Below are 24696 nucleotides of genomic sequence, written 5' to 3' on the forward strand. Positions count from 1 at the left end.
GCTGGTGCGTCCTGCGCCCGCACGACCCGGGGCACGTCGCGCCACGTGTTCCCGCGGCGCGACGTGCTCGCGACAGGGCGCGCGGCACCGGCGCTGCGCGGCACCGGCGCGCAGCGTCGGCGCCGCGCCGACGCCGCGTCAGACGGTGCGGATCGCGCTCGTCGCGCCGAGCGGCCGGCCTCGTCGACGCTCGACGAACCGCCCGACCACCAGGAGCGCGACGCTCACGAGCGCACCGAGCAGCGTCTGCGCGATGCGGTCGAGCGCGAGGAGCTCCGGCGCCTCGGGCAGGCTCAGCCACGACACGGCGAGCGCGAGCGGCGTGAGGAACAGCAGGGTCACGGCGTAGTGCCGCGCGACGAAGATCTCCGCGAAGAACTGCCCGACGACGGCGATCACGACGATCCACCAGACGCTCGGCTCGAGCAGCAGGATCCCCACGGCCACGACCGTGCCCCCGACGGTGCCGACCACCCGCTGCCAGGCGCGACGCAGCGTGTGCCGCTGCCGGAGCGCGGGCAGCGTCGACACCACAGCGATCACCGCCCAGTACGGGTGTCCGAGCCCGGGGATCGTGACGGCGACCGCTCCGGCCACGACGGAGCCGACGACGTTGAGGGCGACGGTCTCCCGCAGCGCCGGCGTGCGCAGGACGTCGAGCGTGCGGTGCTTGCGTGCCGCCAGCGGCCGGAAGCGGTGCGGTGCCCGCGGGTGCAGGAGTCGACGGAGCACCGCGCCCGACATCGCCACGAGCCACGCCCACGCGACCGAGCCGACGATGATCAGCAGGACCGTCGGCAGGTCGGCGGGCCGCAGCGGGACGAGCGAGGAGACGACGAACGCGAAGACCGGGAAGATCGGCTGCGCGGGGATCGTCTGCAGCGCCGTGAGCGTGCACACGGCGACGACGAGCACCACCACGAGCCCGACCGCCTGCAGCCACAGCGGGTGCCCGAGCAACGCGACGCCGATGCCCGCGAGCATGCACGCCGCCTGGAGCGCACCGGCGACGCCGGTCGTGACGGCACGCTGGCGGTACGGCTCGGTCGCGCCGAAGATCGCCGTGAACCCGGCGAACATCGCGAACGCCGCGTATCCCGGCATCCCCAGGGCGATGAGCAGCGCGAGCGGTGCGCCGCCGGCGATCGCGGCGCGGGCTGCGCCCTCGAGGTTGGTGGTCCGGGTCGAGTGCGCAGGTGTCGTCATGTCGTCACCATCTTCCCACCGCGACGGGTGTCGCCGACGCGGGTCGCCTCGTCCGGACCGCACCACGGCCGGACGGGAGGCGCGTGGCGGCGCCGCACCGCGCCTCCCGTCCGTCCCGGCCCGCGTTGGTATACCAACCTGCTAGACTCGCCGGACCGAGCCGCGAGAGCGGTACCGCAACGTCGATGAGGAAGGGCCGGGCCGATGGGAAAGACGCTCGCCGAGAAGGTGTGGGACGACCACGTCGTGGTCAAGGGCGAGGACGGGAGCCCGGACCTCCTCTACATCGACCTCCACCTCGTGCACGAGGTCACGAGCCCGCAGGCCTTCGACGGCCTCCGCCAGGCCGGCCGCCCGGTGCGTCGCCTCGACCTGACCATCGCGACCGAGGACCACAACACCCCGACCCTCGCGATCGACCGGCCCATCGCCGACCCGACGAGCCGCACGCAGATCGAGACCCTGCGTCGCAACTGCGAGGAGTTCGGCGTCCGTCTGCACTCCCTCGGTGACAAGGAGCAGGGCATCGTCCACGTGGTCGGCCCGCAGCTCGGCCTGACGACGCCCGGCATCACCGTCGTGTGCGGCGATTCGCACACGTCGACCCACGGTGCGTTCGGCGCGATGGCGTTCGGCATCGGCACGAGCGAGGTCGAGCACGTCCTCGCCACCCAGACCCTGCCGCTGAAGCCGTTCAGGACGATGGCGATCACGGTCGAGGGCACCCTGCGCCCCGGCGTCACGGCGAAGGACATCATCCTCGCCGTGATCGCGAAGATCGGCACCGGCGGCGGGCAGGGCTACGTGCTGGAGTACCGCGGCTCGGCGATCCGCTCGCTCTCGATGGAGGGGCGCATGACGATCTGCAACATGTCGATCGAGGCCGGTGCCCGCGCCGGCATGGTCGCCCCCGACCAGACCACCTACGACTACGTGCAGGGCCGCGACCACGCGCCGACCGGTCAGGACTGGGACGACGCCGTCGCGTACTGGGACACGCTGGCGACCGACGACGACGCCGTCTTCGACGCCGAGGTCTTCATCGACGCGGACGAGCTCGAGCCCTTCGTCACGTGGGGCACGAACCCCGGCCAGGGCGTGTCGCTGTCCGAGACGGTCCCGGACCCCGCGGGCTACAGCGACCCGAACGACCAGGCCGCCGCGCAGCGTGCACTCGAGTACATGGACCTCGAGGCCGGCACACCGATGAAGGACATCGCGGTCGATGCGGTCTTCATGGGGTCCTGCACGAACTCGCGCATCGAGGACCTCCGGGCCTTCGCGTCGGTCATCCGGGGACGGAAGAAGGCGGACGGCGTGCGGGTCATGGTCGTGCCGGGGTCCGCCCGGGTCCGGCTCGAGGCCGAGGCCGAGGGGCTGGACCGGGTCTTCACCGACTTCGGCGCGGAGTGGCGGTTCGCCGGCTGCTCGATGTGCCTCGGCATGAACCCCGACCAGCTCGCACCGGGGGAGCGGTGCGCGAGCACCTCGAACCGCAACTTCGAGGGGCGGCAGGGCAAGGGCGGCCGCACGCACCTGGTCTCGCCGCTCGTCGCCGCCGCCACCGCGGTCCGGGGCACGCTGTCGAGCCCGTGGGACCTGGAGACCGACGACGCGATCGCGACGGTCACCGACGACACCGCCGCGACGGCAGCGACCGCTGAAGGAGCCAACTGATGGACAAGATCACCACCGTCACCGGGATCGCCGCGCCGCTGCAGCGCTCGAACGTCGACACCGACCAGATCATCCCCGCGGTCTACCTCAAGCGCGTCACGAAGACCGGCTTCGAGGACGCCCTGTTCGCCGGGTGGCGCCAGGACCCCGACTTCGTGCTGAACCAGCCCGTCTACCAGGGGGCGCAGGTGCTGGTCGCCGGCCCGGACTTCGGGACCGGCTCGAGCCGCGAGCACGCGGTCTGGGCGCTCCGCGACTTCGGCTTCCGCGTGGTGGTGTCGAGTCGTTTCGCGGACATCTTCAAGGGCAACGCGGGCAAGCAGGGCCTGGTCACCGCGATCGTGACCGAACCGGAAGTCGAGGCACTCTGGGCCGAGATCGCGGCGAACCCGGGCATCGAGGCGACCGTCGACCTGGTCGCGCAGCGCGTGTCGCTCGGCGCGGTGGACGTGCCCTTCGAGATCGACGCCTACACTCGTTGGCGGTTGATGGAAGGGCTCGACGACATCGGGCTCACCCTCCGTGACGAGTCCTCGATCACGGAGTTCGAATCCCGCCGCTCCCGATGGCGGCCGAAGACATTGCCGGTGAAGTAGTGAACTCCCTCGTACAGGACGCAGCAGCAGCAGGGGCCCGCGTCGGCCTCAAGTCGGACGAGATCGTCATCCGGGGCGGCAAGCCGCTCGTGGGGCGCATCGAGGTCCGCGGCGCGAAGAACCTCGCGACCAAGGCGATGGTCGCCTCGCTGCTCGGCGACACCCCGTCGATCCTCAAGGACGTGCCGGACATCTCCGACGTGAAGGTCGTCCGCGGCCTGCTCGAGGTGCACGGTGTGCGGATCACGGACCCTGCACGAGGCGAGCTCATCCTCGACCCGGCGAACGTCGAGTCGGCCCACTTCGCCGAGATCGACGCCCACGCCGGCTCGAGCCGCATCCCGATCCTGTTCTGCGGTCCGCTGCTGCACAAGCTCGGCGAGGCCTTCATCCCCGACCTCGGCGGCTGCCGCATCGGCGACCGTCCGATCGACTTCCACCTCGACGCCCTGCGCGCGATGGGTGCCGTGGTCGACAAGCAGCTCAACGGCATCCACCTCACGGCCCCGGACGGTCTCAAGGGTGCGAAGATCGAACTGCCGTACCCGAGCGTCGGGGCGACCGAGCAGGTCCTGCTCTCGTCGGTCCTGGCCGAGGGCGTCACCGAGCTCCGCAACGCGGCGATCGAGCCCGAGATCATGGACCTCATCGCGATCCTGCAGAAGATGGGCGCGATCGTCACGGTCGAGCCGAGCCGCACGATCTTCATCGAGGGCGTCGAGTCGCTGCGCGGGTACACGCACCGCGCGATCAACGACCGCAACGAGGCCGCGAGCTGGGCCTCCGCCGCGCTCGCCACCAACGGCGACATCTTCGTCGAGGGTGCCGACCAGCAGGACCTCATGACGTTCCTCAACGTCTTCCGCAAGGTGGGTGGCGGGTTCGACATCCAGGAGGACGGCATCCGCTTCTACCGCGAGCGCGAGACCCTGCGCCCGGTCGTCGTCGAGACCGACGTCCACCCCGGCTTCATGACGGACTGGCAGCAGCCGCTCGTCGTCGCGCTGACCCAGGCCGAGGGCACGAGCATCGTGCACGAGACCGTGTACGAGAACCGCTTCGGCTTCACCGACGCCCTGAACGAGATGGGTGCCGACATCGTCGTGCACAAGGAGGGGCTGCCCGGGCACGACCGCCGTGTCGCCCGCCGCCCGTTCGAGCAGGCCGCGGTCATCACCGGCCCGACGACGCTGCACGCCGCGAACGTCCGCGTCCCCGACCTGCGCGGCGGCTTCAGCCACCTCATCGCGGCCCTGACGGCCGAGGGCGAGTCGCACATCACGAACGTCGGCATCATCAGCCGCGGGTACGAGCACTTCATCCCGAAGCTGCGCAAGCTCGGCGCCGACTTCGACTTCGCGGGCTAGGCGCGTGGAGGGCACGACGGGCGGCGACGGCACGGCGAGCGGCGCGGGTGACGGCCTGGAGGCACGGCGTGCGTCCGCCTCCGACGTCACCACGGGCCTCCCGAACCCGGGGCGCCGGTGGCGGCGCGGCGAGCTGAACACCGCCTTCCGCATCACGGCGTCCGTGGTGATCCCGGTCTTCCGGTTCACCGCCCGCTACCACTGGCACGGACCGAAGCGCCTGCCGGAGGGCGGCGCCTTCGTGCTGGCCCCGAACCACTTCACGAACATCGACCCGCTCGTGGTCGGCACCGCCGTCTGGCTGTCCCGCCGTGCGCCGCGGTTCCTCGCGAAGGCGTCGATCTTCCGGGTGCCGGTCGTCGGCAAGCTCATGGCCGGCATGGGGCAGATCCCGGTCGAGCGTTCCGGCCGCACGCGCCTGAACGACCCGCTCGGCGGCGGCAGGTCCGTCATCGAGCAGGGTGGAGCGATCATCGTCTACCCCGAGGGCACGCTCACCCGTGACCCCGACCTGTGGCCCATGCGCGGCAAGACCGGCGCGGTGCGGATCGCGCTCGAGAACGACGTCCCGCTCATCCCGATGGCCCACTGGGGCACGCAGCGGATCATGGGCCGGTACGCGAAGAAGCTCCGGCTGTTCCCGCCGTCGCGCGTCGACGTGATCGTCGGCGACCCGGTCGACCTGTCGGCGTACCGCGGGAAGCCGCTCGACCAGAAGACCCTGCTGGCGGCGACCGACCTGCTCATGCGCCGGATCACCGAGCTGCTCGAGGAGCTCCGTGGCGAGCAGGCACCGGCGACCCGGTGGGACCCGGCCGCCAACGACCAGAAGGAGACCGGGAAGTTTGACTGACGACCGCTCGGGCCTGCGCCCGCACGACGACCACCCGGACCCCGCCGTGGCAGCCCCAGGCGCCGTCGACACCGCAGCCATCCGCGTGGTCATGCAGTCCACCGACAAGCCGCGCGTCGCCGTCATCGGTGCGGGCAGCTGGGGGACCACCTTCGCGAAGGTGCTGGCCGAGGGCGGTGCCGACACCGTCGTCTGGGCACGTCGGCCCGAGGTCGCACGGGAGATCACCGAGACGAAGCGGAACTCCGACTACCTGCCGGGCATCAACCTGCCGCGCACGCTGACCGCGTCGACGTCGCTGTCCGCGGTGCTCGACGGCGCCGAGCAGGTGTACGTGTCGGTGCCGTCGCAGACGCTCCGGTCGAACCTGTCCGCGATCGCGCCGCTGCTGCCCGAGGGCGTCCCCGTCGTGAGCCTGATGAAGGGCGTCGAGAAGGCCACGGGCCTGCGGATGAGCGAGGTCCTGCACGAGGGTCTCGGCATCGATCGCGACCGGATCGCGGTCGCGAGCGGACCGAACCTGGCGCTCGAGATCGCCCGTCGGCAGCCGACCGCCGCGGTCGTGTCGTCGACGTCGCTCGAGACGGCGACCGCGGTGGCCGCGGTCGCCACGAACCCGTACTTCCGCTCGTTCACGAACACCGACGTCATCGGCACGGAGTTCGGCGGCGTGCTGAAGAACCTCATCGCGGTCGCGATCGGCATCGTCGACGGCGTCGGCTACGGCGAGAACACCAAGGCGTCGATCATCACCCGCGGGCTCGCCGAGATGACCGACTTCGCGGTGTCGCTCGGTGCCCAGCCGTCGACCCTGTCCGGGCTCGCCGGCCTCGGCGACCTGATCGCGACCTGCCAGTCCCCGCTGTCGCGGAACAACACGGCCGGCCGCCTGCTCGGTCAGGGGTACCGCTTCGACGAGGTCGTGCGCCAGATGAACCAGACCGCGGAGGGCCTGGCATCGGTGGCCCCGATCCTCGAACTGGCGGCGGCGAACGGCGTCGACATGCCCATCGTCGGCCAGGTGGCCGAGGTCCTCGCCGGTAGGCTCGACCCGCGCAACATCGCGCCGCACCTCACCGAGACCGACGAGCCGCAGGGCGAGTGACCGGTCCGGTCCCGACCACCAAGGGGACTGCCATGCCCACGATCGCTCCCGCTCCCACGACCGTCGCCGTGCTGTTCGGCGGCCGGTCCAGCGAGCACGAGATCAGCTGCGTGACCGCCGGCGGGATCATGGACGTCGTCGATCGCTCGATCTACGCGGTCGTGCCGATCGGCATCACGAAGGAGGGCGCCTTCACCCTGCAGTCCGACGACCCGGCACGGTGGGCGCTCCGGGACGGTGCGCTCCCCGTCGTGCCGGACAACGGCACCCGTGTGGCGTTCCCCACGTCGCCGGCCACGAACGAGCTGGTCGTGTCGCACCCGGACGGCTCGGTCACGACGATCGCGGTCGACGTGGCGTTCCCGATCCTGCACGGTCCGTTCGGTGAGGACGGCACGGTCCAGGGGCTCCTCGAGGTCGCCGGGCTGCCGTACGTCGGCGACGGCGTCCTCGCGAGCGCCCTGGCGATGGACAAGCACACCGCGAAGGCCGTGCTCGAGCACGCCGGGCTGCGGGTCGCGCCCTGGACGACCGTGCTCCGCCGGCAGTGGTCGGCCGACCCCGACGGCGTCGCCGAGGCCGTCGCGGTGCACGGGTGGCCGCTCTTCGTGAAGCCGGCCCGCGCCGGGTCGAGCATGGGCGTGTCCCGGGTCGACGAGCCGTCGCAGCTCGCGGCCGCGATGGACCTGGCGTTCGAGCACGACGCGAAGGTGATCGTCGAACCGCGCGTCGTCGGGCGCGAGGTCGAGGTCGCGGTGCTCGAGGGCCGCGACGGTGTCCCGCGCACGAGCCTGCCGGGCGAGATCGTCGTGGCGGAGGACGGTTTCTACGACTTCGCGTCGAAGTACCTGGGCGGCGACGAGGCGCTCCTCTGCCCCGCGCCCCTGACCGCCGACGAGACCGACGCGATCCGGTCGATCGGTGCACGGGCGTTCGAGGCGATCGGCGGTGCGGGTCTCGCGCGCGTGGACTGCTTCCTGACCGACGACGGCTTCGTCGTGAACGAGGTCAACACCATGCCGGGGTTCACGCCGCTGTCGATGTACCCGCGCTGCTGGGCGGCGTCCGGGATGTCCTACGGCGAACTCGTCGCCGAGCTCATCGAGCTGGGACGGGTCGCCGTCCGCTGACGTCCGGCGTCGCGTGCAGCAGGCCGTGCACGACGCACGCGGTCGTCAGCCCTGGACGTCCGAGGGGTCGAGGCAGCGGTGCCCGTCCTCCGGCAGCGTCGACACGACGTCGGACAGGTCCTGCACGACCTGGTCGGTGGTCTTCGTCGAGTCGATGACGACCTGCACCGCCGGGGACCGGCCGAAGGTCGTGTAGACGACCTGCGCCCCGCGGTCGTCGCGGATCCAGTCGACGCCGCCCTTGCTGAAGCACGGCAGGTCGGACACCGTCGGCACCGCGACGCCGCAGTGGTAGAGCGCTGCGGCCGGGTCGCCCCACGCGGCCGTCGACTGCGCGTTCGTGTTCCGCAACGGCAGGTCGTTCCCGACGGTCGTGGGGAGGCGGACCTGCACGGCTGCGCACGCGGCGGTGTCGGCGGACGGAGCGGGTGCCATCGACACGGCGTTCGTGCACCCGGTCAGCCCGGCGGCGAGTGCCACGGCGACACCCGCGATCGCGGTCCAGCGGAAGGGTCGGCGCACGGTGTCCATCGACGTCCAGGCTACCGTTGCGGACGTGGACGAGATGGACGACGCCTGGACCGGACCGACGGTGGGACAGCTGGGGGAGCTCGCCGTGCTGGACCGGATCGTCCGTCGACTGCCGGCGGGTGCACCGGACGTCGGTCCCGGTGACGACTGCGCCGTCGTCGCGGCCCCGGACGGCCGGTTCGTCGTCACGACGGACATGATGGTGCACGGGCCCGACTTCCGGTGGGCGTGGTCGTCGCCGGCGGACGTCGGGTGGAAGGCGGCAGCGACGAACCTGTCCGACGTCGCAGCGATGGGCGCGACGCCGAGCGGACTCGTGATCGCCCTGGCCGCGCCGCAGGAGACTCCCGTCGCGGTGCTCGAGTCCTTCGCGGACGGGGTGCGGGCTGCCGTGGACGCGCTCTCCCCGGGCTGCGGCGTGGTCGGCGGGGACCTGTCCACCTCGGCCGTGTTCACGGTCTCGGTGACGGCGTTCGGCGACCTCGGTGGGCGAGCGCCGGTGCTCCGCTCGAGTGCACGTCCCGGCGACGTCCTCGCGGTCTCGGGGGAGCTCGGCCGCGCCGCTCGTGGCCTCGCGCGGCTGTTCCGCGACGGCGTCGACGCGCACGGAGAGCCCTCGCGGTCGGCGACCGTCGCGAGCGGCGCGGACACCGACCCCGACGTGGACCGGCAGCGACGCCCGGTCCCGCCGATCGCCGACGGTCCGCTCGCGGCCACGGCCGGGGCGACCGCGATGCTCGACCTGTCCGACGGGCTGGCGATCGACGCCGGGCGGCTCGCCCGGGCCAGCCGGGTGACGCTCGACCTCGATGCCGACGGTGTCGCGGGCGCCGACGACCTCGCACTGCACGGCGGCGAGGACCACGGCCTGCTCGCCACCTTCCCGCCCGGCGTGGCGCTGCCGGGCGGCTTCCGGCGCATCGGCGCGGTCGTCGCCCGCGGCGGCGCGGACCTGGTGCGCGGAGGCGAGCCGGTCCCGACGACCGGGTGGGACCCGTACGCCGACTGGGACGGCGCCGCGGGCTGACCGTCGGAGCCGCGCCGGGCCTCCCGGCCGCCCGTGTCCGACCGCCCGCGTCCGCACGCCCCGCGTCAGGCCGGGGTGACGGCCTCCCACGCCACGGTCTCGCCGTAGCTGCGCTTGCTGAAGGGCTCCAACCCGGCCGGCCACGTCGGCTCCGGCGACCGCTTGCTCCGCTCGACGACGACCACCGCGCCCGCCGTCAGGCGCGGCACGAGTGCCTCGAGCACGTCCGCGATCTCCTGCTCGGCGACCTCGTACGGCGGGTCGACGAAGACGAGGTCGAAGGTCCGCACCGTGCTCCGCAGGTAGCCGAGCGCCGGCTGCGGCTGCACGTCGATCCGCACCCCCGGCACCCGCTGCTGCACGGCCTTCGCGTTCGCCCGGCACGCCTGCGCGGCAGCGGACGCGCGGTCGACGAGCACGACCTCCGCCGCCCCGCGGGACGCCGCCTCGAGCCCGAGCGCGCCCGTCCCGGCGTAGAGGTCCGCGACCGAGGTGCCCTCCACGAGCCCGCGCGCGCCGAGCGACGAGAACAGGGCCTCGCGCACGCGGTCGCTCGTCGGCCGGGTGCCGGACTTCGGCACCCGGAGCGTCGTGGAACCGGCGGCGCCGGCGATGATGCGGGTCATGCAGCCACCGTAGCGGCGTGCACGGCTTCCACAGGCCGGACGGGAGGCGCGCGGTGCGTCGGACCGGCCCGGTACCGTGGTCGCGTGGTCACCTCCGACACCCCCGACACCGAGGCGCCGCCGGTGCGGCCCGACCTCGGCCCCGCGCCCCTCGACGCCCGGCTGGGCGGGGTCCTCGGCGGACGGACGGCGAAGGCGATCGAGAAGGCCTTCGGGTACCGCACCGTCGGTGAGTTCCTCGAGCACGCACCCCGGCGGTACGCGGAGCGCGGCGCCCTGACCGCGCTCGACTCGCTCGCGATCGGCGAGTCGGTCACGATCGTGGCCGAGGTCATCGACGTGCGCGAACGGACCATGCGCGCTCGACGCGGCTCGATCCTCGAAGCGAAGATCGGTGACGGCAAGGGCCTGCTCACGCTCACCTTCTTCAACCAGGGGTGGCGCACGAAGGACCTCGTGCCCGGTGCCCGTGGGATCTTCGCCGGCAAGGTCGGCGACTACCGGGGTGCGCGGCAGCTCGCCCACCCGGACTACGAGCTGTTCGACCGCGACGACCCCCGCGCGACGGCGGACCCCGAGGACGAAGAGGCGATCCGCTGGTCACGGCAGCCCATCCCGATCTACCCGGCGACGGCGTCGCTGACCTCGTGGCAGATCGCGAAGGCGATCTCCGTCGTCCTCGACACCCTGCCCGACGTGCCCGACCCGATCCCGGCACCCGCGCGAACGCGACTCGGCCTGGTGCCGTTCCGCCGAGCACTGGAGCTCCTGCACCGTCCGGAGAAGGTCGCCGACTTCAAGCGCGCGCAGGACGCGCTGCGCTACCGCGAGGCGTTCGTGCTGCAGACCGCCCTCGTGCAGCGGCGCATCGCTGCCCGGGCGACCGCTGCCACCCCGCGTCGGGCGGCGCCCGGCGGGACCCTCGAGCGTTTCGACGCCTCGCTGCCGTTCACCCTGACCGACGACCAGCAGGCGGTGGGGGCCGAGATCGCGCACGACCTGGCGGGGGACTGGCCGATGCACCGGCTGGTGCAGGGCGAGGTGGGCTCCGGCAAGACCCTGGTCGCGATCCGGGCGATGCTGACGGTCGCCGAGTCCGGTGGGCAGTCGGCCCTCATCGCCCCGACCGAGGTGCTCGCGGCGCAGCACCTCCGGTCGATCGTGAAGTTCCTCGGGCCCGACCTGGCGGCCGAGCTCCGGCCGGTCATCCTGACGGGCTCGCAGTCGACGGACGAACGGCGCCGGGCACTGCTCGCGGCGGCGTCCGGCAGCTCACGGCTCATCGTCGGCACGCACGCGCTGCTGGGCGACCGGGTCGACTTCGCGGAGCTCGGTCTGGTCGTGGTCGACGAGCAGCACCGGTTCGGCGTCGAGCAGCGAGAGGCCCTGCGGACGAAGGGCGCGACCCCACCCCACGTGCTCGTCCTCACCGCGACGCCGATCCCGCGCACCGTCGCGATGACGGTGTTCGGCGACCTCGACGTGTCCACCATCACCGGGCTGCCGTCGGGCCGTGCCGGGGTCGAGACCTTCGCCGTCGGGCTGGCCGAGCACCCCGGGTGGAAGGGGCGCATCTGGACCCGGATGGCCGAGGAGCTCGCCGACGGGCGGCAGGCCTTCGTGGTCTGCCCGGCGATCGACGACGCCCACGCCGAGGACGACGGCGGCCCCGAGCCCGCAGAGGACGACGCGCCGAAGCGCGCGCCGGCGACGGTGCTCGCGACGGCCGAGCGGATGCGGGCCATGCCGGTCCTGCAGGACCGACGGATCGAGGTCCTGCACGGGCGGATGACCGCGGACGAGAAGGACCGCGTCATGACGTCCTTCGCGGCCGGCGACGTCGACGTGCTCGTCGCGACGACCGTGATCGAGGTCGGCGTGGACGTGCCGAACGCGTCGATGATGGCGGTGCTCGACGCCGACCGCTTCGGGGTCTCTCAGCTCCACCAGCTGCGCGGTCGCATCGGTCGTGGGCAGTACGCCGGGGTGTGCCTGCTCGTGACGACGGCCGAGGCCGAGACGACCGCACGCGAGCGCGTCGACGCGGTGGCGGCGTCCGACGACGGCTTCGAGCTCGCCCGCGTCGACCTGGAGCTCCGGCGCGAGGGCGACGTGCTCGGCGAGCGGCAGTCCGGCGGCCGGTCGTCGCTGAACCTGCTCCGCGTCGTCGAGCACGCCGACCTCATCGTCGACGCCCGGGGAGAGGCCGAACGCGTGCTCGAGCCCGACCCCGAGCTGCGGGAGCACCCCGCCCTGCGCGAAGCCCTGGCACGGCGGCTCGACGAGTCGGACGCCGCGTTCCTCGGGAAGAACTGACGCCGTCGGCAGGTAGCGTGACGGACATGGCCCAGATCGCCGTCGTCCCCGGCTCCTTCGACCCCGTGACCCTCGGGCACCTCGACGTCATCGGGCGTGCCGCGCGGCTGTTCGACGAGGTGCACGTGCTCGTCGTCCACAACCCGGACAAGCAGCCCGCGATGTTCGCCGCCGCCGACCGGGTGCGGTTGATCGAGCAGTCCCTCGTCGAGACCGGGGCACCGGACAGCGTCCGGGTCGGGGAGTGGACCTCCGGCCTGCTGGTCGACTACTGCCGACAGGTGGGTGCGGGTGTGCTCGTGAAGGGTGTGCGCTCGGGCGAGGACGTCGCGTACGAGACACCGATGGCCATCATGAACCGGCACCTGGCCGACGTCGAGACGGTCTTCCTGCTGCCCGAGGCGTCGCGGGCGCACGTGTCGAGCTCCCTCATCCGCCAGGTCGCGACGCTCGGGGGCGACGTGACGCCCTACGTGCCCGTCGTCGTCGCGGACGCGCTGGCCGAGCACCTCGGGCGCTGACACGCCGCGTCCCGGGCGTCCTCGACGTCCGCAGGAGATCGCGGTAGACTCGTCGATCGTGTCTTCCCCCGTGAACAGCCCCTTCGCCCTGCGCGTGCGCGACCTCGCGCACCGGCCGGGCGAGATGCGCGAGCACTCGCTCGACGTCGAGGTGCCGGACGCGATGGGCGCCGGCGTCATCGCCGTGCGCGAAGGCGCCACGCTGCAGCTCGACGTGAAGCTCGAGGGCCTGCACGAGGGTGTCCTGGTCTCCGGACACGCCTCGGCCGAGGCCACGGGGGAGTGCTCGCGCTGCCTCATCGACATCAGCGAACCGGTCGAAGTCGACTTCGCCGAGCTGTTCGCGTACGATGTCTCGGAGGATTTCGACTTCTTCGTTCACGATGACCACGTGGATTGTGAACCGGTCGTTCGAGATGCGGTAGTGCTGGCGCTGCCGTTCCAGCCGGTCTGCCGGCCGGACTGCCCCGGCCTCGACCCCGTCACGGGTGAGCGGCTGGCCGACCTCGGCGAGGTCACCCCGCGCGAGGTCGTCGACCCGCGTTGGGCCGCGCTGAGCGGCTTCCGGGGCGCCGACGCGGACAGCACCGACGCCGACAGCACCGACGCCGACGACAGCACCCCCACCCAGAGCCCCGAGGGCGACGGCCGCACGGCCTGACGCACCTCGACCCTGACCACCGACCAACCGAAAGAGAACCACCATGGCCGTTCCCAAGCGCAAGCAGTCCCGTGCCAACACGCACGCCCGTCGTTCGCAGTGGAAGGCCGCGCCGGTCCAGCTCGTGAAGACGATCGAGAACGGCAAGGTCACCTACAGCCTCCCGCACCGCGCGAAGGTCGTCGAGGACTCGGCCGGCACCGCCCTGTACATGGAGTACAAGGGCCGCAAGGTCGCCGACGTCTGATCGGACCGGACCACATGACAGCGACGTCCGGCGCCACGGGGTCCCGCCCCGTGGGGCCGGACGTCGTTCGTCTGCAGGGCATCCTCGACGTCCAGATCGACGCCGAGCTGCTCCAGCTCGCCCTCACGCACCGCTCGTACGCGTACGAGCACGGGGGCATCAAGCACAACGAGCGCCTCGAGTTCCTCGGGGACTCCATCCTCGGCCAGGCCGTGACCGTGAAGCTCTTCCGGTCGTTCCCCGACCTCGACGAAGGTGAGCTCGCCAAGCGGCGCGCCAGCCTCGTCTCGACGGTCGCCCTGGCCGAGATCGCCCGCATGATCGGGCTCGGCTCCTACCTGCGCCTCGGCAAGGGCGAGGAGCAGACCGGCGGCCGGGGCAAGGCGTCGATCCTGGCCGACACGGTCGAGGCCGTCATCGGTGCGACGTTCCTGTCCGCGGGCCCCGACGCCGCGACGGACCTGGTGCTGCGACTGGTCGAGCCGCTGCTCGTCGACCCGGACCGCTTCGGCGCCGCCATGGACCCGAAGACGAGCCTGCAGGAGCTCGCCGCGAGCCTGTCCCTCGGCAACCCGGCCTACCGGGTGACCGAAGAGGGCCCCGACCACGACAAGACCTTCCACGCGACGGTCGTGCTGCAGGGCGAGGACGTGTCGACGGGGTCCGGCACCAGCAAGAAGACCGCCGAGATGGCCGCCGCGCTCGAGGCGTGGACGCGGCTCTCCGGCCGGGCGGCCTGACCGCGTGCCCGAACTCCCCGAGGTCGAGGTCGTCCGCGCCGGCCTCGAACCCGCCGTCAGCGGCGCCCGCGTGCTGCACGTCGACGTGGTCGACGACCGCGCACTCACCCGGCACGACGGCCCGGCCGAGGACTTCGCCGAACGCCTGACCGACCGCACGATCGCCGCGGCCGTGCGTCGTGGCAAGTTCATGTGGTTCCCCCTCGTCCCCGAGCGCGACGGCGACCGACCCGAGGCACTCGTCACCCACCTGGGGATGTCCGGTCAGGTCCTGCTCGGCCGCGACCGACCGGCCGCGAGGCACCGCCGCATCCTGATCGACGTGCAACCGACGGGGACCGACCGCGACGGCCGTCCCGAGCAGCCGGTCGCGCTGGAGTTCGTCGATCAGCGGACCTTCGGGTCGATGGCGATCGACGCGATGGTGCCGACCGTCGACGGGGCCCCGGCCGGGTCCGCCGGTGCGGTCGACGCCCACGACCCCGACGCGCCGTGGCGGAGGAGCATCCCGACCCAGGTGTCGCACATCGCCCGGGACCCGCTCGACCCCGCGTTCGACGACGACCGCTTCGTCGCGATGGCGCGGAAGCGTTCCAGCGGCATCAAGCGCGTCCTGCTCGACCAGGGCGTGGTGAGCGGCATCGGCAACATCTACGCCGACGAGTCGCTCTGGGCCGCGCAGCTGCACTTCGACCGTCCGGCCGACCGCCTGCCGCGGGCCGACCTGCACCGGCTCCTGGCCGAGGTCCGCACCGTGCTCGCCCGTGCCCTCGAGGACGGCGGGACGAGCTTCGACGCGCAGTACGTCAACGTGAACGGGCAGTCCGGGTACTTCTCGCAGCGTCTCGCGGTGTACGGGCAGCAGGGGAAGCCGTGCCCGCGCTGCGGCACGACCATCGTGCGCGAGGCCTTCATGAACCGGTCGAGCCACCGGTGCCCCGTGTGCCAACCCGCTCAGCGCCGACGCAGGCGTTAGCCTGACGCGCAACCGAGCACCCGGAGACCCGCATGTACTTGAAGAGCCTGACCATCAAGGGGTTCAAGTCCTTCGCGCAGCCGACGACGTTCGCGTTCGAGCCCGGCGTCACCTGCATCGTCGGCCCGAACGGCTCGGGCAAGTCGAACGTGGTGGACGCCCTCGCCTGGGTGATGGGGGAGCAGGGCGCGAAGACCCTCCGCGGCGGCAAGATGGAGGACGTCATCTTCGCAGGCACCTCGACGCGCGGTCCGCTCGGTCGCGCGCAGGTGCTCCTGACCATCGACAACACCGACGGCCTGCTGCCGATCGAGTACTCCGAGGTGACGATCGCCCGCACGCTCTTCCGGAACGGTGGCAGCGAGTACGCCATCAACGGCGAGAACTGTCGGCTGCTCGACGTGCAGGAACTCCTGAGCGACACCGGGCTCGGTCGCGAGATGCACGTGATCGTCGGGCAGGGCCAGCTCGACAAGGTGCTGCACGCCACCCCGGAGGACCGCCGCGGCTTCATCGAGGAGGCCGCCGGGATCCTCAAGCACCGGCGTCGCAAGGAGAAGACGCTCCGCAAGCTCGACGCCATGCAGACGAACCTGACGCGGTTGTCCGACCTCGCGGGGGAGATCCGTCGGCAGCTGAAGCCGCTCGGTCGGCAGGCCGAGGTCGCGCGCAAGGCGCAGTCCGTCGCCGCGGTGGCCCGCGACGCCAAGGCCCGCCTCCTGGCCGACGAGGTCGTCCGGCTGCGCCGTGAGCTCCACGAGCACCAGGAGGTCGAGACGGGCCGGAAGTCCGAGCGCATCGTCCTGCAGGAGCGCCTCGACCAGACCCGTGCCCGGCAGCAGCAGGTCGAGCAGAGCATGGTCGGTGACGCCGTCGACCGCGCCCGGACCGTCGTGCACCGGCTGGAGAGCGTGCAGGAGCGGCTCCGCGGGCTGTCGAGCCTGGCGAACCAGCGCCTGATGTTCCTCGCCCAGCAGGCCGACGCGCCGCAGCAGGGCCCCACGATCGCGCCGGAGCGGGTGCAGGGCGTCCGTGCCGAGGCGGACCGGCTCGAGGCCCGTGCCACCGAGATGGCAGCCGGGTCCGGGGCAGCGGCGGCGGCCGTCGAGCAGGCGCGGGCCCGCCTGGACGCCCTCGACGAGCAGATCGCCGCGCAGGCCGCGCTCGTCTCGCAGCACGACCTCGAGGCCCAGCGCCTCCGCAACGCCGTGGACGTGCAGCGGTCGCGCCGCGCCTCCGTCGTCGCGGACCGCGAACGGCGGGCCCGGGCACTGGCCGAGGCCGAGGACCGATCGGCGCGTGCCGCCGCGGCCCTGCACGACATCGGGGACGACCCATCCGCCGGGGTGGACGCGGACGCACTCGCCGCCGCGCACGACACGGCGCGGCAGCGGCTCGAGGCAGCGCAGACGGCGCGCGAGACCCTGCGCGACCGGCTCCACGCCCTGGAACGCGAGCGCGACGCACTCGACGCCCGGGTCGCGGCCCTCGGCATGTCGATCGACGTCCGGGACGGGTCGCAGGCGGTGATCGACGCCCGGCGCGACGGCGTGCTCGGTCGCCTCGCCGACGCGCTGACGGTCGAGCCCGGGTTCGAGGCCTCGATCGCCACAGCGCTGGACGGGCTCGCCGACGCGGTCCTCGCCACCGACCGCGGCACCGCCCTCGCCACGGTCGCCCACGCCCGCGGCGCCGACCTCGGCCGCGTGGACGTCGTCGTCGCGGACGCGGAGCTCGACGGGCCGGGGCTCCCCGCGTCGCTGCCGCCGGGCGTGCGTCCCGCCCTCGACGTGGTGCAGGGGCCGACCGCGATCACCGCGGTGCTCCGTGCGACGCTGGTCGCGGTGGCGGACGACGTCGACCTGGAGGCCGTGCTCGCCGCCGCCCCGCACGCGACGGTCGTCACGCGGTCGGGTGACCTCGTCCGCACCGTCCGGGTGACCGGCGGTGGCGCGCGCACGGTCTCCCGCATCGAGCTCGTGGCGGAACGCGACGACGCGCAGGCCCGCCGTGACGCGGTCGCGGCGGACGCGGCGGACGCGGCCACGGGCCTCCAGGCCGCTCGCCAGGAGGTCGAGGACGTGCGCCGCCGTGCCGACGAGGCCGATCGCGCGCTGCGCGCGCACACCGCGGCGGTCGCCGACTACGACCGCTCCAGTGCCGCGGTCCGCGCCGGGGCGGAGAACGCCGCGGCCGAGGTGGAACGTCTGCTCGCCGCCCTGGGCGAGACGGACGGTGCGGTCGAGGCGGTCGACGCCGCGCTGGCCGGGTCCGAGGACGCGCTGCGGGGGTTCGAGGAGCGACCGCGACCCGTCGTCGACGCGTCCGGGCGCCCGGCGCTGCAGGACGCCGTCGAGTCCGCGCGGGCCGCGGAGATCGAGCAGCGCATCCAGGTGGAGACCGTGCGGGAGCGGGCCCGGTCGGAGCGGAACCGTGCGGCCGGTCTGCAGCGGCAGCTCGAGGCGGAGCGTGCGGCTGCGGAGGAGGCAGCGCGGCTCGCGGTGATCCGGCGCGGACAGATCGCCGTCGCCGAGGGGGTGCTCGCCGACCTGCCGGGCGTGCTCGGCGCGGTCGACCGGTCGCTCGCCGAGGCCCGGGTGCAGCTCGCGACCGAGGAGGCCGAGCGCACGAAGCGGAACACCGAGCTGCAGGTCGTCCGCAACGAGGAGCGCGAGCTCCGCGAGCGGCTGCAGACCATCACCGACGGCGTGCACTCGCTCGAGATGGAGATCTACGAGAAGAAGCTGCACGTGTCCGGCGTGCTCGACCGCGCGCAGAGCGACCTCGGGCTGAACGAGGCCGTGCTCGTCGCGGAGTACGGGCCGGACGTGCCGGTGCCGGTGGACGTCCTGGTCGACCCACGGGTGCTCGCGCGTCGCCACCGCGAGGCCGACCGGGCACGGGCGGCGGCGGAGGCCGCAGCGGCGCCCGATGCGGACGCTCCCGATGGCGACGCCGCCACGACCGCCGTCGCCGATGTCGACGCCGATGTCGACGCCGACCTGCCCGGGCTCGTCGACGCCGAGTCGACACTGCCCGGCGGTCCGGCGCTGCCCGAGCTCGACACCACCGACGAGGTCGACCCCGCCGACGTCGAGACGGTGCCGTACGTCCGCGCGGAGCAGGAGCAGCGGCTCGCGGCGGCGGAGCGCGACCTCGGCCGGCTCGGCAAGGTGAACCCCCTCGCGCTCGAGGAGTTCCAGGCGCTCGAGCAGCGGCACGCCTTCCTCGCGGAGCAGCTCGACGACCTGCAGAAGACCCGGACCGACCTCCTCACCATCATCGAGGAGCTCGACACGAAGATGCAGACGATCTTCGAGGCGGCGTACAACGACACGAAGGCCGCGTTCGACGTGATCTTCCCGATCCTGTTCCCGGGCGGCACGGGATCGATCACGCTGACCGACCCCGACGACATGCTCGCGACGGGGCTCGACGTCCAGGTGAAGCCCGCGGGCAAGAAGATCGACCGGTTGACGCTCCTGTCGGGCGGTGAACGCTCGCTCGCGGCGGTGGCCCTGCTCGTGGCGATCTTCACCGCCAGGCCGTCGCCGTTCTACATCATGGACGAGGTCGAGGCGGCGCTCGACGACGCCAACCTCGGGCGGCTGCTCACCGTGTTCGAGCGACTGCGGGAGTCGTCGCAGCTCATCGTGATCACGCACCAGAAGCGCACGATGGAGATCGCCGACGCGCTGTACGGCGTCTCGATGCGGCAGGACGGCGTGTCCGCCGTGGTCGGCCAGCGCGTGCAGCGGCGCGAGCCCGCGGACGCGGCCGTCGCGTAGCGCGCCCGCGCCGCGCTGGCGCGCTTGCGGCCGCACGGCGAGACTCGGCTCGGCGGGCACGTTCGTGACGGGGACACCGCGAAACCGTCCGCTGGAGCGAGTCTCGGGGTGCGGAGACGGACGGGAGGCGCGGTGCCAGCCGGCACCGCGCCTCCCGTCCGCCACGTGGTCGCGACTACTTCGCGTCGGCCTCCACGGCCTCCTTCGGCTCGCCCGTCGGGGTCAGGCCGCGCTCCTGGCGCTTCTTCGAGACGATGAGCGAGGCGGCCGTGGCCACCGCGATCGTCAGCGCGATGAAGCTCAGCGAGAACCAGATCGGGATCTCCGGGGCCCACTCGATGTGCTCGCCGCCGTTGATGAAGGGCAGCTCGTTGACGTGCATGGCGTGGAAGACGAGCTTGACGCCGATGAAGGCGAGGATGACGGCCAGGCCCTGACCGAGGTAGATGAGGCGCTCGAGCAGCCCCGCGATGAGGAAGTACAGCTGACGCAGACCCAGCAGGGAGAACGCGTTGGCGGTGAACACGATGAACGCGTCCTGCGTCAGACCGAAGATCGCGGGGATCGAGTCCAGGGCGAACAGCACGTCGGTGAGGCCGATCGCGACCATGACGAGCAGCATCGGGGTGAACAGGCGCTTGCCGTCGACACGGGCCGTGAGCTTGTCACCGTGGTAGTCGTCCGTGGTCGGGATGATGCGACGCAGGACACGGATGAGCTTCGAGTCGCCCTCGGTCTCGTCGTGCCCGCCGCCCTTCGCCTGCGACCAGGCGAGCCAGAACAGCAGCGCGCCGAACAGGTAGAAGACCCACGAGAAGTTCTCGATGATCGTGACGCCGAGGGCGATGAAGACGCCTCGGGCGACGAGGGCGATCGCGACGCCGACCAGCAGGACCTTCTGCTGGAACTCCTTCGGCACCGCGAAGCTCGACATGATGATGAGGAAGACGAACAGGTTGTCGACCGACAGGGCCTTCTCGGTCAACCAGCCGGCGAAGTACTCGCCACCGGCCTGACCGCCGCCGAAGACCAGGATCCCGACACCGAACAGGATCGCGAGCCCGACGTAGAACGCCGACCAGAACGCGGACTCCTTGATGTGCGGAACGTGCGGGGTCCGCACGTGCGAGTAGAAGTCGAACACCAGCAGCGCGAGGATGCCCGCGATGGTGAGGAGCCAGACGAAGAGGGGAACGTCCAATGGATGTCCTTCAGGTTCGGGGCGTCCCGCGGAGCGGGTACGCCGATGCCTGAAGGTCTCCTCCGCCGTGTCGACCGACTGGTCGGACACGACCGGCGTCCCGGGTCTGGATCGTCCCAGACCGTACTGACGGGTGCGCCGCGCGGGAGTACTCCCCTTCAGGAACCGAGGATACCGGGCGCAGCGCCCACTGGTCGCGCCCTAAGCTGGGAGCATGGCGAGTTCCTGGTCACTGTCCACCCGTCTGCGCGGCCTGTTCCAGCGGAAGACCATCGACGAGACCACGTGGGACGATCTCGAGACCGCGTTGATCGGTGCGGATTTCGGCCCCGACATCGCGGACGAGGTCATCGAGGACCTCCACGCCCGCGTCGACCGGTACGGCACGACGGACCCCGCCGACCTGCAGCGCATGCTCCGCGAGGTGCTCGAGGAGCGCCTGTCGAAGCTCGACACGACCCTCAAGCTCAGCAACCGCCCGGCGGTCGTGCTCGTCGTCGGCGTCAACGGCGTCGGCAAGACCACGACGATCGGCAAGTTCGCGAAGTTCCTCAAGACCTACGACCGCACGGTCGTGGTCGGCGCGGCGGACACGTTCCGCGCGGCGGCGGTCGAGCAGGTCGCGACGTGGGCGCAGCGCGCCGGGGTCGAGGTCGTCCGACCGGCGCAGCCCGGCCAGGACCCGGCCTCGGTGGCCTACCAGACGGTCGAGAAGGCCATGCGCGACGGTACCGAGATCGTCGTGATCGACACCGCCGGCCGACTGCACACCAAGGCCGGCCTGATGGACGAGCTCGGCAAGATCAAGCGCGTCGTCGAGAAGCAGACCGAGATCGCCGAGGTGCTGCTCGTCCTGGACGCCACCACCGGGCAGAACGGTCTCGCCCAGGCGCAGGCCTTCATCGAGGGTGCCGGCGTCACCGGACTCGTCATCACCAAGCTCGACGGATCGGCCAAGGCCGGCTTCGTGCTCAGCGTGCAGGAGAAGACCGGCATCCCCATCAAGCTCATCGGGCAGGGTGAGGGCATCAACGACCTCACCGGCTTCACCCCGCACGTCTTCGTCCAGAACCTGGTCGGTTGAGCGCCGTGGTGTCGTCCGCGACCGCGCCGTCCACGACCGGCGGGCGAGGGACCCGACCGCCGGCCACCGTCTCGGTGCTCGAGGTCGTCGTGATGTGCGTGGTCGCGGTCGGGCTGACGATCGGCAGCCTGCTGCACAAGCTGCAGTGTGCCGCCCCCGGGGTCGACTTCGTGACCGCCACCCGCAAGGCCTGCTTCGCGGACACCGTGAGCCTGTTCTCCAGTCGCGAGCTCGCGTCGCACGTGTTCCCGTACGTGCAGCCGCTCGGCGCGAACGGGCTGCCGCCGGGGAGCCTCGAGTACCCGACGCTCAGCGGGATCTGGGCGTGGCTGAGCGCGCTGCCGGTGAGCTCGCTGCACGGGTTCCTCGTGGTCACCGCGCTGACCTTCGTGCCCGTGGTCGTCGTCACCGTCGTGGCGCTGGCCCGCGTCGCCGGACGCCGGGCGTGGTTCTTCGCGGCCACGCCGCCGCTCTTCCTCTACGCGCTCTACAACTGGGACCTGCTCCCGGTGATGTGCACGGTCGTCGCGATCGCGGTGGCGGTCTGGTGGCCGGCCGGGCGGTCGCTGGTGTGGCGGGCCGTCGTCGTCGGTGCGCTGTTCGGTCTCGGCGGTGCCTTCAAGCTGTACCCGCTCGTCTTCGTCGCGCCGTTCGTCCTCGCCCTGCTCGTCGACGCGACCGCGTCGTGGGGCGATCGCGTGCGCCGTGCCCTCGGTGCGGTGGTGGGCTCGGTGGGCGTGGTCCTCGTGGCCAACCTGCCGTTCGTGCTCATCAACGCCGAGTCGTGGTTCTCCGTGATCCGCTACCAGGGCATCCGGAACATCGACGGGGCGACGCTCTCGGTCTGGTACTACGCCTTCCAGCCGTGGTCGGCCGAGGACTCGCCCGCGTTCCAGCACACGCTGAACCTGCTGGCGACCGGAGCGACGGCGGTGGCACTGCTCGCGGTGCTGGTCACCGGGTTCGTCCTCGGGGTCCGTCGCGGTCGCATGCCCTGGATCGAGACCAGCGCGGCGCTCCTCTGCGCCTACCTGGTCGCGAACAAGGTGGACTCGCTGCAGTACGCGCTCTGGCTCGCGCCGTTCTTCGTGTTCGTCCGGATCCGCAGCGGTTGGGTGATCGCCTACCTGGCCGCGAACACGCTGCTCTTCGCCGGGTGGTTCCGGCACATCTACCTGCAGGCGATCGGGACCACCGTGCGGACCTACGCGGACGAGGCGATGTCGATCGGTGTCTGGGCGCAGATCGTCCTGCTCCCGATCCTGGCGGTCGTGTTCCTGCGCAGCCGGGCGGTGGACCGCGACGACGAGGTGTCGGTGGTGCACGGAGCGCCGGAGCCGCAGCGGACGCCCACGCCGAGCGCGTGAACACGCGCGCGATCGCCGGCAGCAGCAGCGTCCGTCCGGCCAGCGGGGTCGCCGCCGTCGAGCTCGTCGTGATGTGCGTGGTCGCCGTCGGCCTGACCGTCGGGAGCCTGTTCCAGAAGCTGCAGTGCGCGGGCGAGGGTCTCGACCTGGCGTACGTGACACGACACGCCTGCCTCGGCGACACCCTGAGCCTCTGGGGCATCCGCGACCTCGCATCGCACGTGTTCCCCTACGTCGGGCCGCTGACCACCCGCGGCCTGCCGCCCGGCACGCTCGAGTACCCGACCCTCACCGGCCTGTGGGCCTGGCTCAGCGCCCTGCCGGTCGGGTCCAGCCGCGGGTTCCTCGTGGTGACGGCGCTCACGTTCGTGCCGGTGGTGGTGGTCGTGACCGTCCTCCTCGCCCGGATGGCCGGCCGGCGCGCGTGGATCTTCGCCGCGACACCGCCGCTGTTCCTCTACGCGCTCTACAACTGGGACCTGCTCACCGTGGTGTGCACGACCGCGGGCGTCTTCGCCGCGGTGCGGTGGCCGGCCGGACGTGCGCCCGTGTGGCGTGCCGTCGTGGTGGGCGCGCTGTTCGGACTCGGCGGAGCGTTCAAGCTGTACCCGCTCGCGTTCGTGGCACCGTTCGTCCTCGCACTCCTCGTGGACGCCGGGCCGTCCTGGCCGGACCGGGTCCGTCGTGCCGCCGGGGCGGTGGCCGGCGCGCTCGGCGTGGTCCTCGCCGCGAACCTGCCGTTCGTGCTCGTCAACGCCACGTCGTGGTTCTCCGTGATCCGCTTCCAGGGCACCCGGGACATCGACCCGAGCACCCTGTCGGTCTGGTACTGGGCGCTGCAGCCGTGGTCCGCGCAGAGCAGCCCGGAGGTCCAGCTCCGACTCAACCTGCTCTCGACGGCGGCGACCGCCGTGGCCGTGCTGGCCGTGCTCGCCGTCGGTCTGGTCATCGGGCTCCGGCGCGGCCGCATGCCCTGGATCGAGACGAGCGCGGCGCTGCTGTGTGCGTACCTCGTCACGAACAAGGTCGACTCGCTGCAGTACGTGCTCTGGTTGACGCCGTTCTTCGCCGTCGTGCGGATCCGCCTCGGGTGGGTGGTGGCCTACGTGACCGCGAACCTGCTGCTCTTCGTCGGGTGGTTCCACTCGTTCGCGCTGAAGGCCGTGGGTGTCTCCGCCCGGACCTGGGCGGACGAGGCGCAGACCATCGGGATCTGGGGGCAGATCGTCCTGCTGCCGATCCTGGCGGTGGTGTTCCTGCGGAGCCGTGCGGTGGACCGCGACGCGGACCGCCCGGGGCCGGATCCCCGACCGGGGGCAGCTGCCGGGCTCCGTGCTCGGGGAACGGCGTCGCCGGCTCGCGAGTAGTGTCCGCTTCGGCCCGGGCGTCCGCTCGGTCTCGTTCCAGGGATTGGAGACCCTCATGCCCGCACTGCTGATCATCGCGATCATCGTCGGCCTCGTCCTGCTCTTCAGCGGCATCTTCGTCGGTGCGCTGAAGTTCCTGCTCTGGGTGGGCATCGTGCTCATCCTGCTGGCGGTCATCGGCTGGCTCCTCCGGAGCATCCGCGGTCGCGCGTAGCGTCGGCCGGTCACGTCGGACGTGACCACGGACGGACGGGAGGCCCGGTACCAGCTGGTACCGGGCCTCCCGTCCGTCCGTCGGTCGCCGGATCGG

General features: G+C 72.2%; 22 protein-coding genes. 18 read left to right on the top strand and 4 right to left on the bottom strand.

Annotation, left to right across the window (positions count from 1 at the left end):
* Positions 1-138: 138 nt before the first annotated feature.
* The gene (locus tag JOD95_RS00130; RefSeq protein ID WP_066654869.1) at positions 139-1206 is read right to left on the bottom strand and encodes an FUSC family protein; all 1068 of its coding nucleotides are present in this window, start codon (positions 1204-1206) and stop codon (positions 139-141) included.
* A gap of 204 nt (positions 1207-1410) precedes the next feature.
* On the opposite strand from JOD95_RS00130, the gene leuC reads away from it, so the two are divergent.
* From leuC to JOD95_RS00160, 6 genes are all read left to right on the top strand, one after another.
* A complete protein-coding gene (leuC, locus tag JOD95_RS00135; RefSeq protein WP_209682188.1) occupies positions 1411-2883 on the top strand; it encodes a 3-isopropylmalate dehydratase large subunit in 1473 nt (490 codons plus the stop codon).
* Positions 2883-3479, top strand: coding sequence for a 3-isopropylmalate dehydratase small subunit (gene leuD / locus JOD95_RS00140; RefSeq protein WP_066654867.1), 597 nt, complete (start codon positions 2883-2885; stop codon positions 3477-3479). The genes leuC and leuD overlap by 1 nt, the downstream gene beginning before the upstream one ends.
* On the top strand, positions 3479-4846 hold the full coding sequence (gene murA, locus JOD95_RS00145) for a UDP-N-acetylglucosamine 1-carboxyvinyltransferase (RefSeq protein ID WP_066654865.1): 1368 nt from the start codon (positions 3479-3481) through the stop codon (positions 4844-4846). The genes leuD and murA overlap by 1 nt, the downstream gene beginning before the upstream one ends.
* Positions 4847-4850: 4 nt before the next feature.
* The gene (locus JOD95_RS00150; protein WP_235426341.1) at positions 4851-5699 is read left to right on the top strand and encodes a 1-acyl-sn-glycerol-3-phosphate acyltransferase; all 849 of its coding nucleotides are present in this window, start codon (positions 4851-4853) and stop codon (positions 5697-5699) included.
* Positions 5700-5790: 91 nt separating this feature from the next.
* The gene (locus JOD95_RS00155) at positions 5791-6804 is read left to right on the top strand and encodes an NAD(P)H-dependent glycerol-3-phosphate dehydrogenase (RefSeq protein WP_066658371.1); all 1014 of its coding nucleotides are present in this window, start codon (positions 5791-5793) and stop codon (positions 6802-6804) included.
* A 32-nt stretch (positions 6805-6836) separates the two neighbouring features.
* Complete coding sequence (locus tag JOD95_RS00160) at positions 6837-7934, top strand: D-alanine--D-alanine ligase family protein (protein WP_209682189.1); 1098 nt, start codon at positions 6837-6839, stop codon at positions 7932-7934.
* A 45-nt stretch (positions 7935-7979) separates the two neighbouring features.
* On the opposite strand, the gene JOD95_RS00165 is transcribed toward JOD95_RS00160, so the two are convergent.
* Complete coding sequence (locus JOD95_RS00165; protein WP_209682191.1) at positions 7980-8465, bottom strand: DUF3515 family protein; 486 nt, start codon at positions 8463-8465, stop codon at positions 7980-7982.
* Between the two features lie 34 nt (positions 8466-8499).
* On the opposite strand from JOD95_RS00165, the gene thiL reads away from it, so the two are divergent.
* A complete protein-coding gene (thiL, locus tag JOD95_RS00170; protein ID WP_066658369.1) occupies positions 8500-9492 on the top strand; it encodes a thiamine-phosphate kinase in 993 nt (330 codons plus the stop codon).
* 65 nt (positions 9493-9557) lie between these two features.
* Here the strand turns inward: thiL and JOD95_RS00175 are convergent, their stop codons facing one another.
* Positions 9558-10118: an RsmD family RNA methyltransferase gene (locus JOD95_RS00175; RefSeq protein WP_066654862.1), complete on the bottom strand. Its 561-nt coding sequence runs from the start codon at positions 10116-10118 to the stop codon at positions 9558-9560.
* A gap of 123 nt (positions 10119-10241) precedes the next feature.
* On the opposite strand from JOD95_RS00175, the gene JOD95_RS00180 reads away from it, so the two are divergent.
* From JOD95_RS00180 to JOD95_RS00210, 7 genes are all read left to right on the top strand, one after another.
* A complete protein-coding gene (locus tag JOD95_RS00180) occupies positions 10242-12434 on the top strand; it encodes an ATP-dependent DNA helicase RecG (protein WP_209683306.1) in 2193 nt (730 codons plus the stop codon).
* A gap of 26 nt (positions 12435-12460) precedes the next feature.
* A complete protein-coding gene (coaD, locus tag JOD95_RS00185; RefSeq protein WP_066654861.1) occupies positions 12461-12955 on the top strand; it encodes a pantetheine-phosphate adenylyltransferase in 495 nt (164 codons plus the stop codon).
* A gap of 70 nt (positions 12956-13025) precedes the next feature.
* On the top strand, positions 13026-13616 hold the full coding sequence (locus JOD95_RS00190) for a DUF177 domain-containing protein (RefSeq protein ID WP_066654860.1): 591 nt from the start codon (positions 13026-13028) through the stop codon (positions 13614-13616).
* Between the two features lie 43 nt (positions 13617-13659).
* A complete protein-coding gene (gene rpmF / locus JOD95_RS00195) occupies positions 13660-13863 on the top strand; it encodes a 50S ribosomal protein L32 (protein WP_058728177.1) in 204 nt (67 codons plus the stop codon).
* A gap of 14 nt (positions 13864-13877) precedes the next feature.
* The gene (gene rnc, locus JOD95_RS00200; RefSeq protein WP_066654858.1) at positions 13878-14603 is read left to right on the top strand and encodes a ribonuclease III; all 726 of its coding nucleotides are present in this window, start codon (positions 13878-13880) and stop codon (positions 14601-14603) included.
* A gap of 4 nt (positions 14604-14607) precedes the next feature.
* Complete coding sequence (gene mutM, locus JOD95_RS00205) at positions 14608-15579, top strand: bifunctional DNA-formamidopyrimidine glycosylase/DNA-(apurinic or apyrimidinic site) lyase (protein ID WP_209682193.1); 972 nt, start codon at positions 14608-14610, stop codon at positions 15577-15579.
* A gap of 32 nt (positions 15580-15611) precedes the next feature.
* Positions 15612-19367 (top strand): chromosome segregation SMC family protein, encoded by a 3756-nt coding sequence (locus JOD95_RS00210; protein WP_209682205.1) that lies wholly within the window; start codon positions 15612-15614, stop codon positions 19365-19367.
* Positions 19368-19542: 175 nt separating this feature from the next.
* On the opposite strand, the gene JOD95_RS00215 is transcribed toward JOD95_RS00210, so the two are convergent.
* On the bottom strand, positions 19543-20568 hold the full coding sequence (locus JOD95_RS00215; protein ID WP_066654849.1) for a TerC family protein: 1026 nt from the start codon (positions 20566-20568) through the stop codon (positions 19543-19545).
* Positions 20569-20782: 214 nt separating this feature from the next.
* Here JOD95_RS00215 and ftsY point away from each other — a divergent pair, with 214 nt between their 5' ends.
* The 4 genes from ftsY to JOD95_RS00235 are packed head-to-tail and all read left to right on the top strand — an operon-like array spanning position 20783 to position 24600.
* Complete coding sequence (ftsY, locus tag JOD95_RS00220) at positions 20783-21652, top strand: signal recognition particle-docking protein FtsY (protein ID WP_058748735.1); 870 nt, start codon at positions 20783-20785, stop codon at positions 21650-21652.
* Positions 21649-23019 (top strand): hypothetical protein, encoded by a 1371-nt coding sequence (locus tag JOD95_RS00225; RefSeq protein ID WP_209682207.1) that lies wholly within the window; start codon positions 21649-21651, stop codon positions 23017-23019. The genes ftsY and JOD95_RS00225 overlap by 4 nt, the downstream gene beginning before the upstream one ends.
* Entirely contained in the window at positions 23016-24386 is a 1371-nt protein-coding gene (locus JOD95_RS00230; RefSeq protein ID WP_209682210.1) for a hypothetical protein, read from the top strand. Before JOD95_RS00225 ends, JOD95_RS00230 begins: the two co-directional genes overlap by 4 nt.
* 55 nt (positions 24387-24441) lie before the next feature.
* A complete protein-coding gene (locus JOD95_RS00235; protein WP_137767577.1) occupies positions 24442-24600 on the top strand; it encodes a DUF4175 domain-containing protein in 159 nt (52 codons plus the stop codon).
* Positions 24601-24696 lie beyond the last annotated feature (96 nt).

The sequence above is a fragment of the Curtobacterium sp. 1310 genome, assembly GCF_017834105.1.
Classification (GTDB): Bacteria; Actinomycetota; Actinomycetes; order Actinomycetales; family Microbacteriaceae; genus Curtobacterium.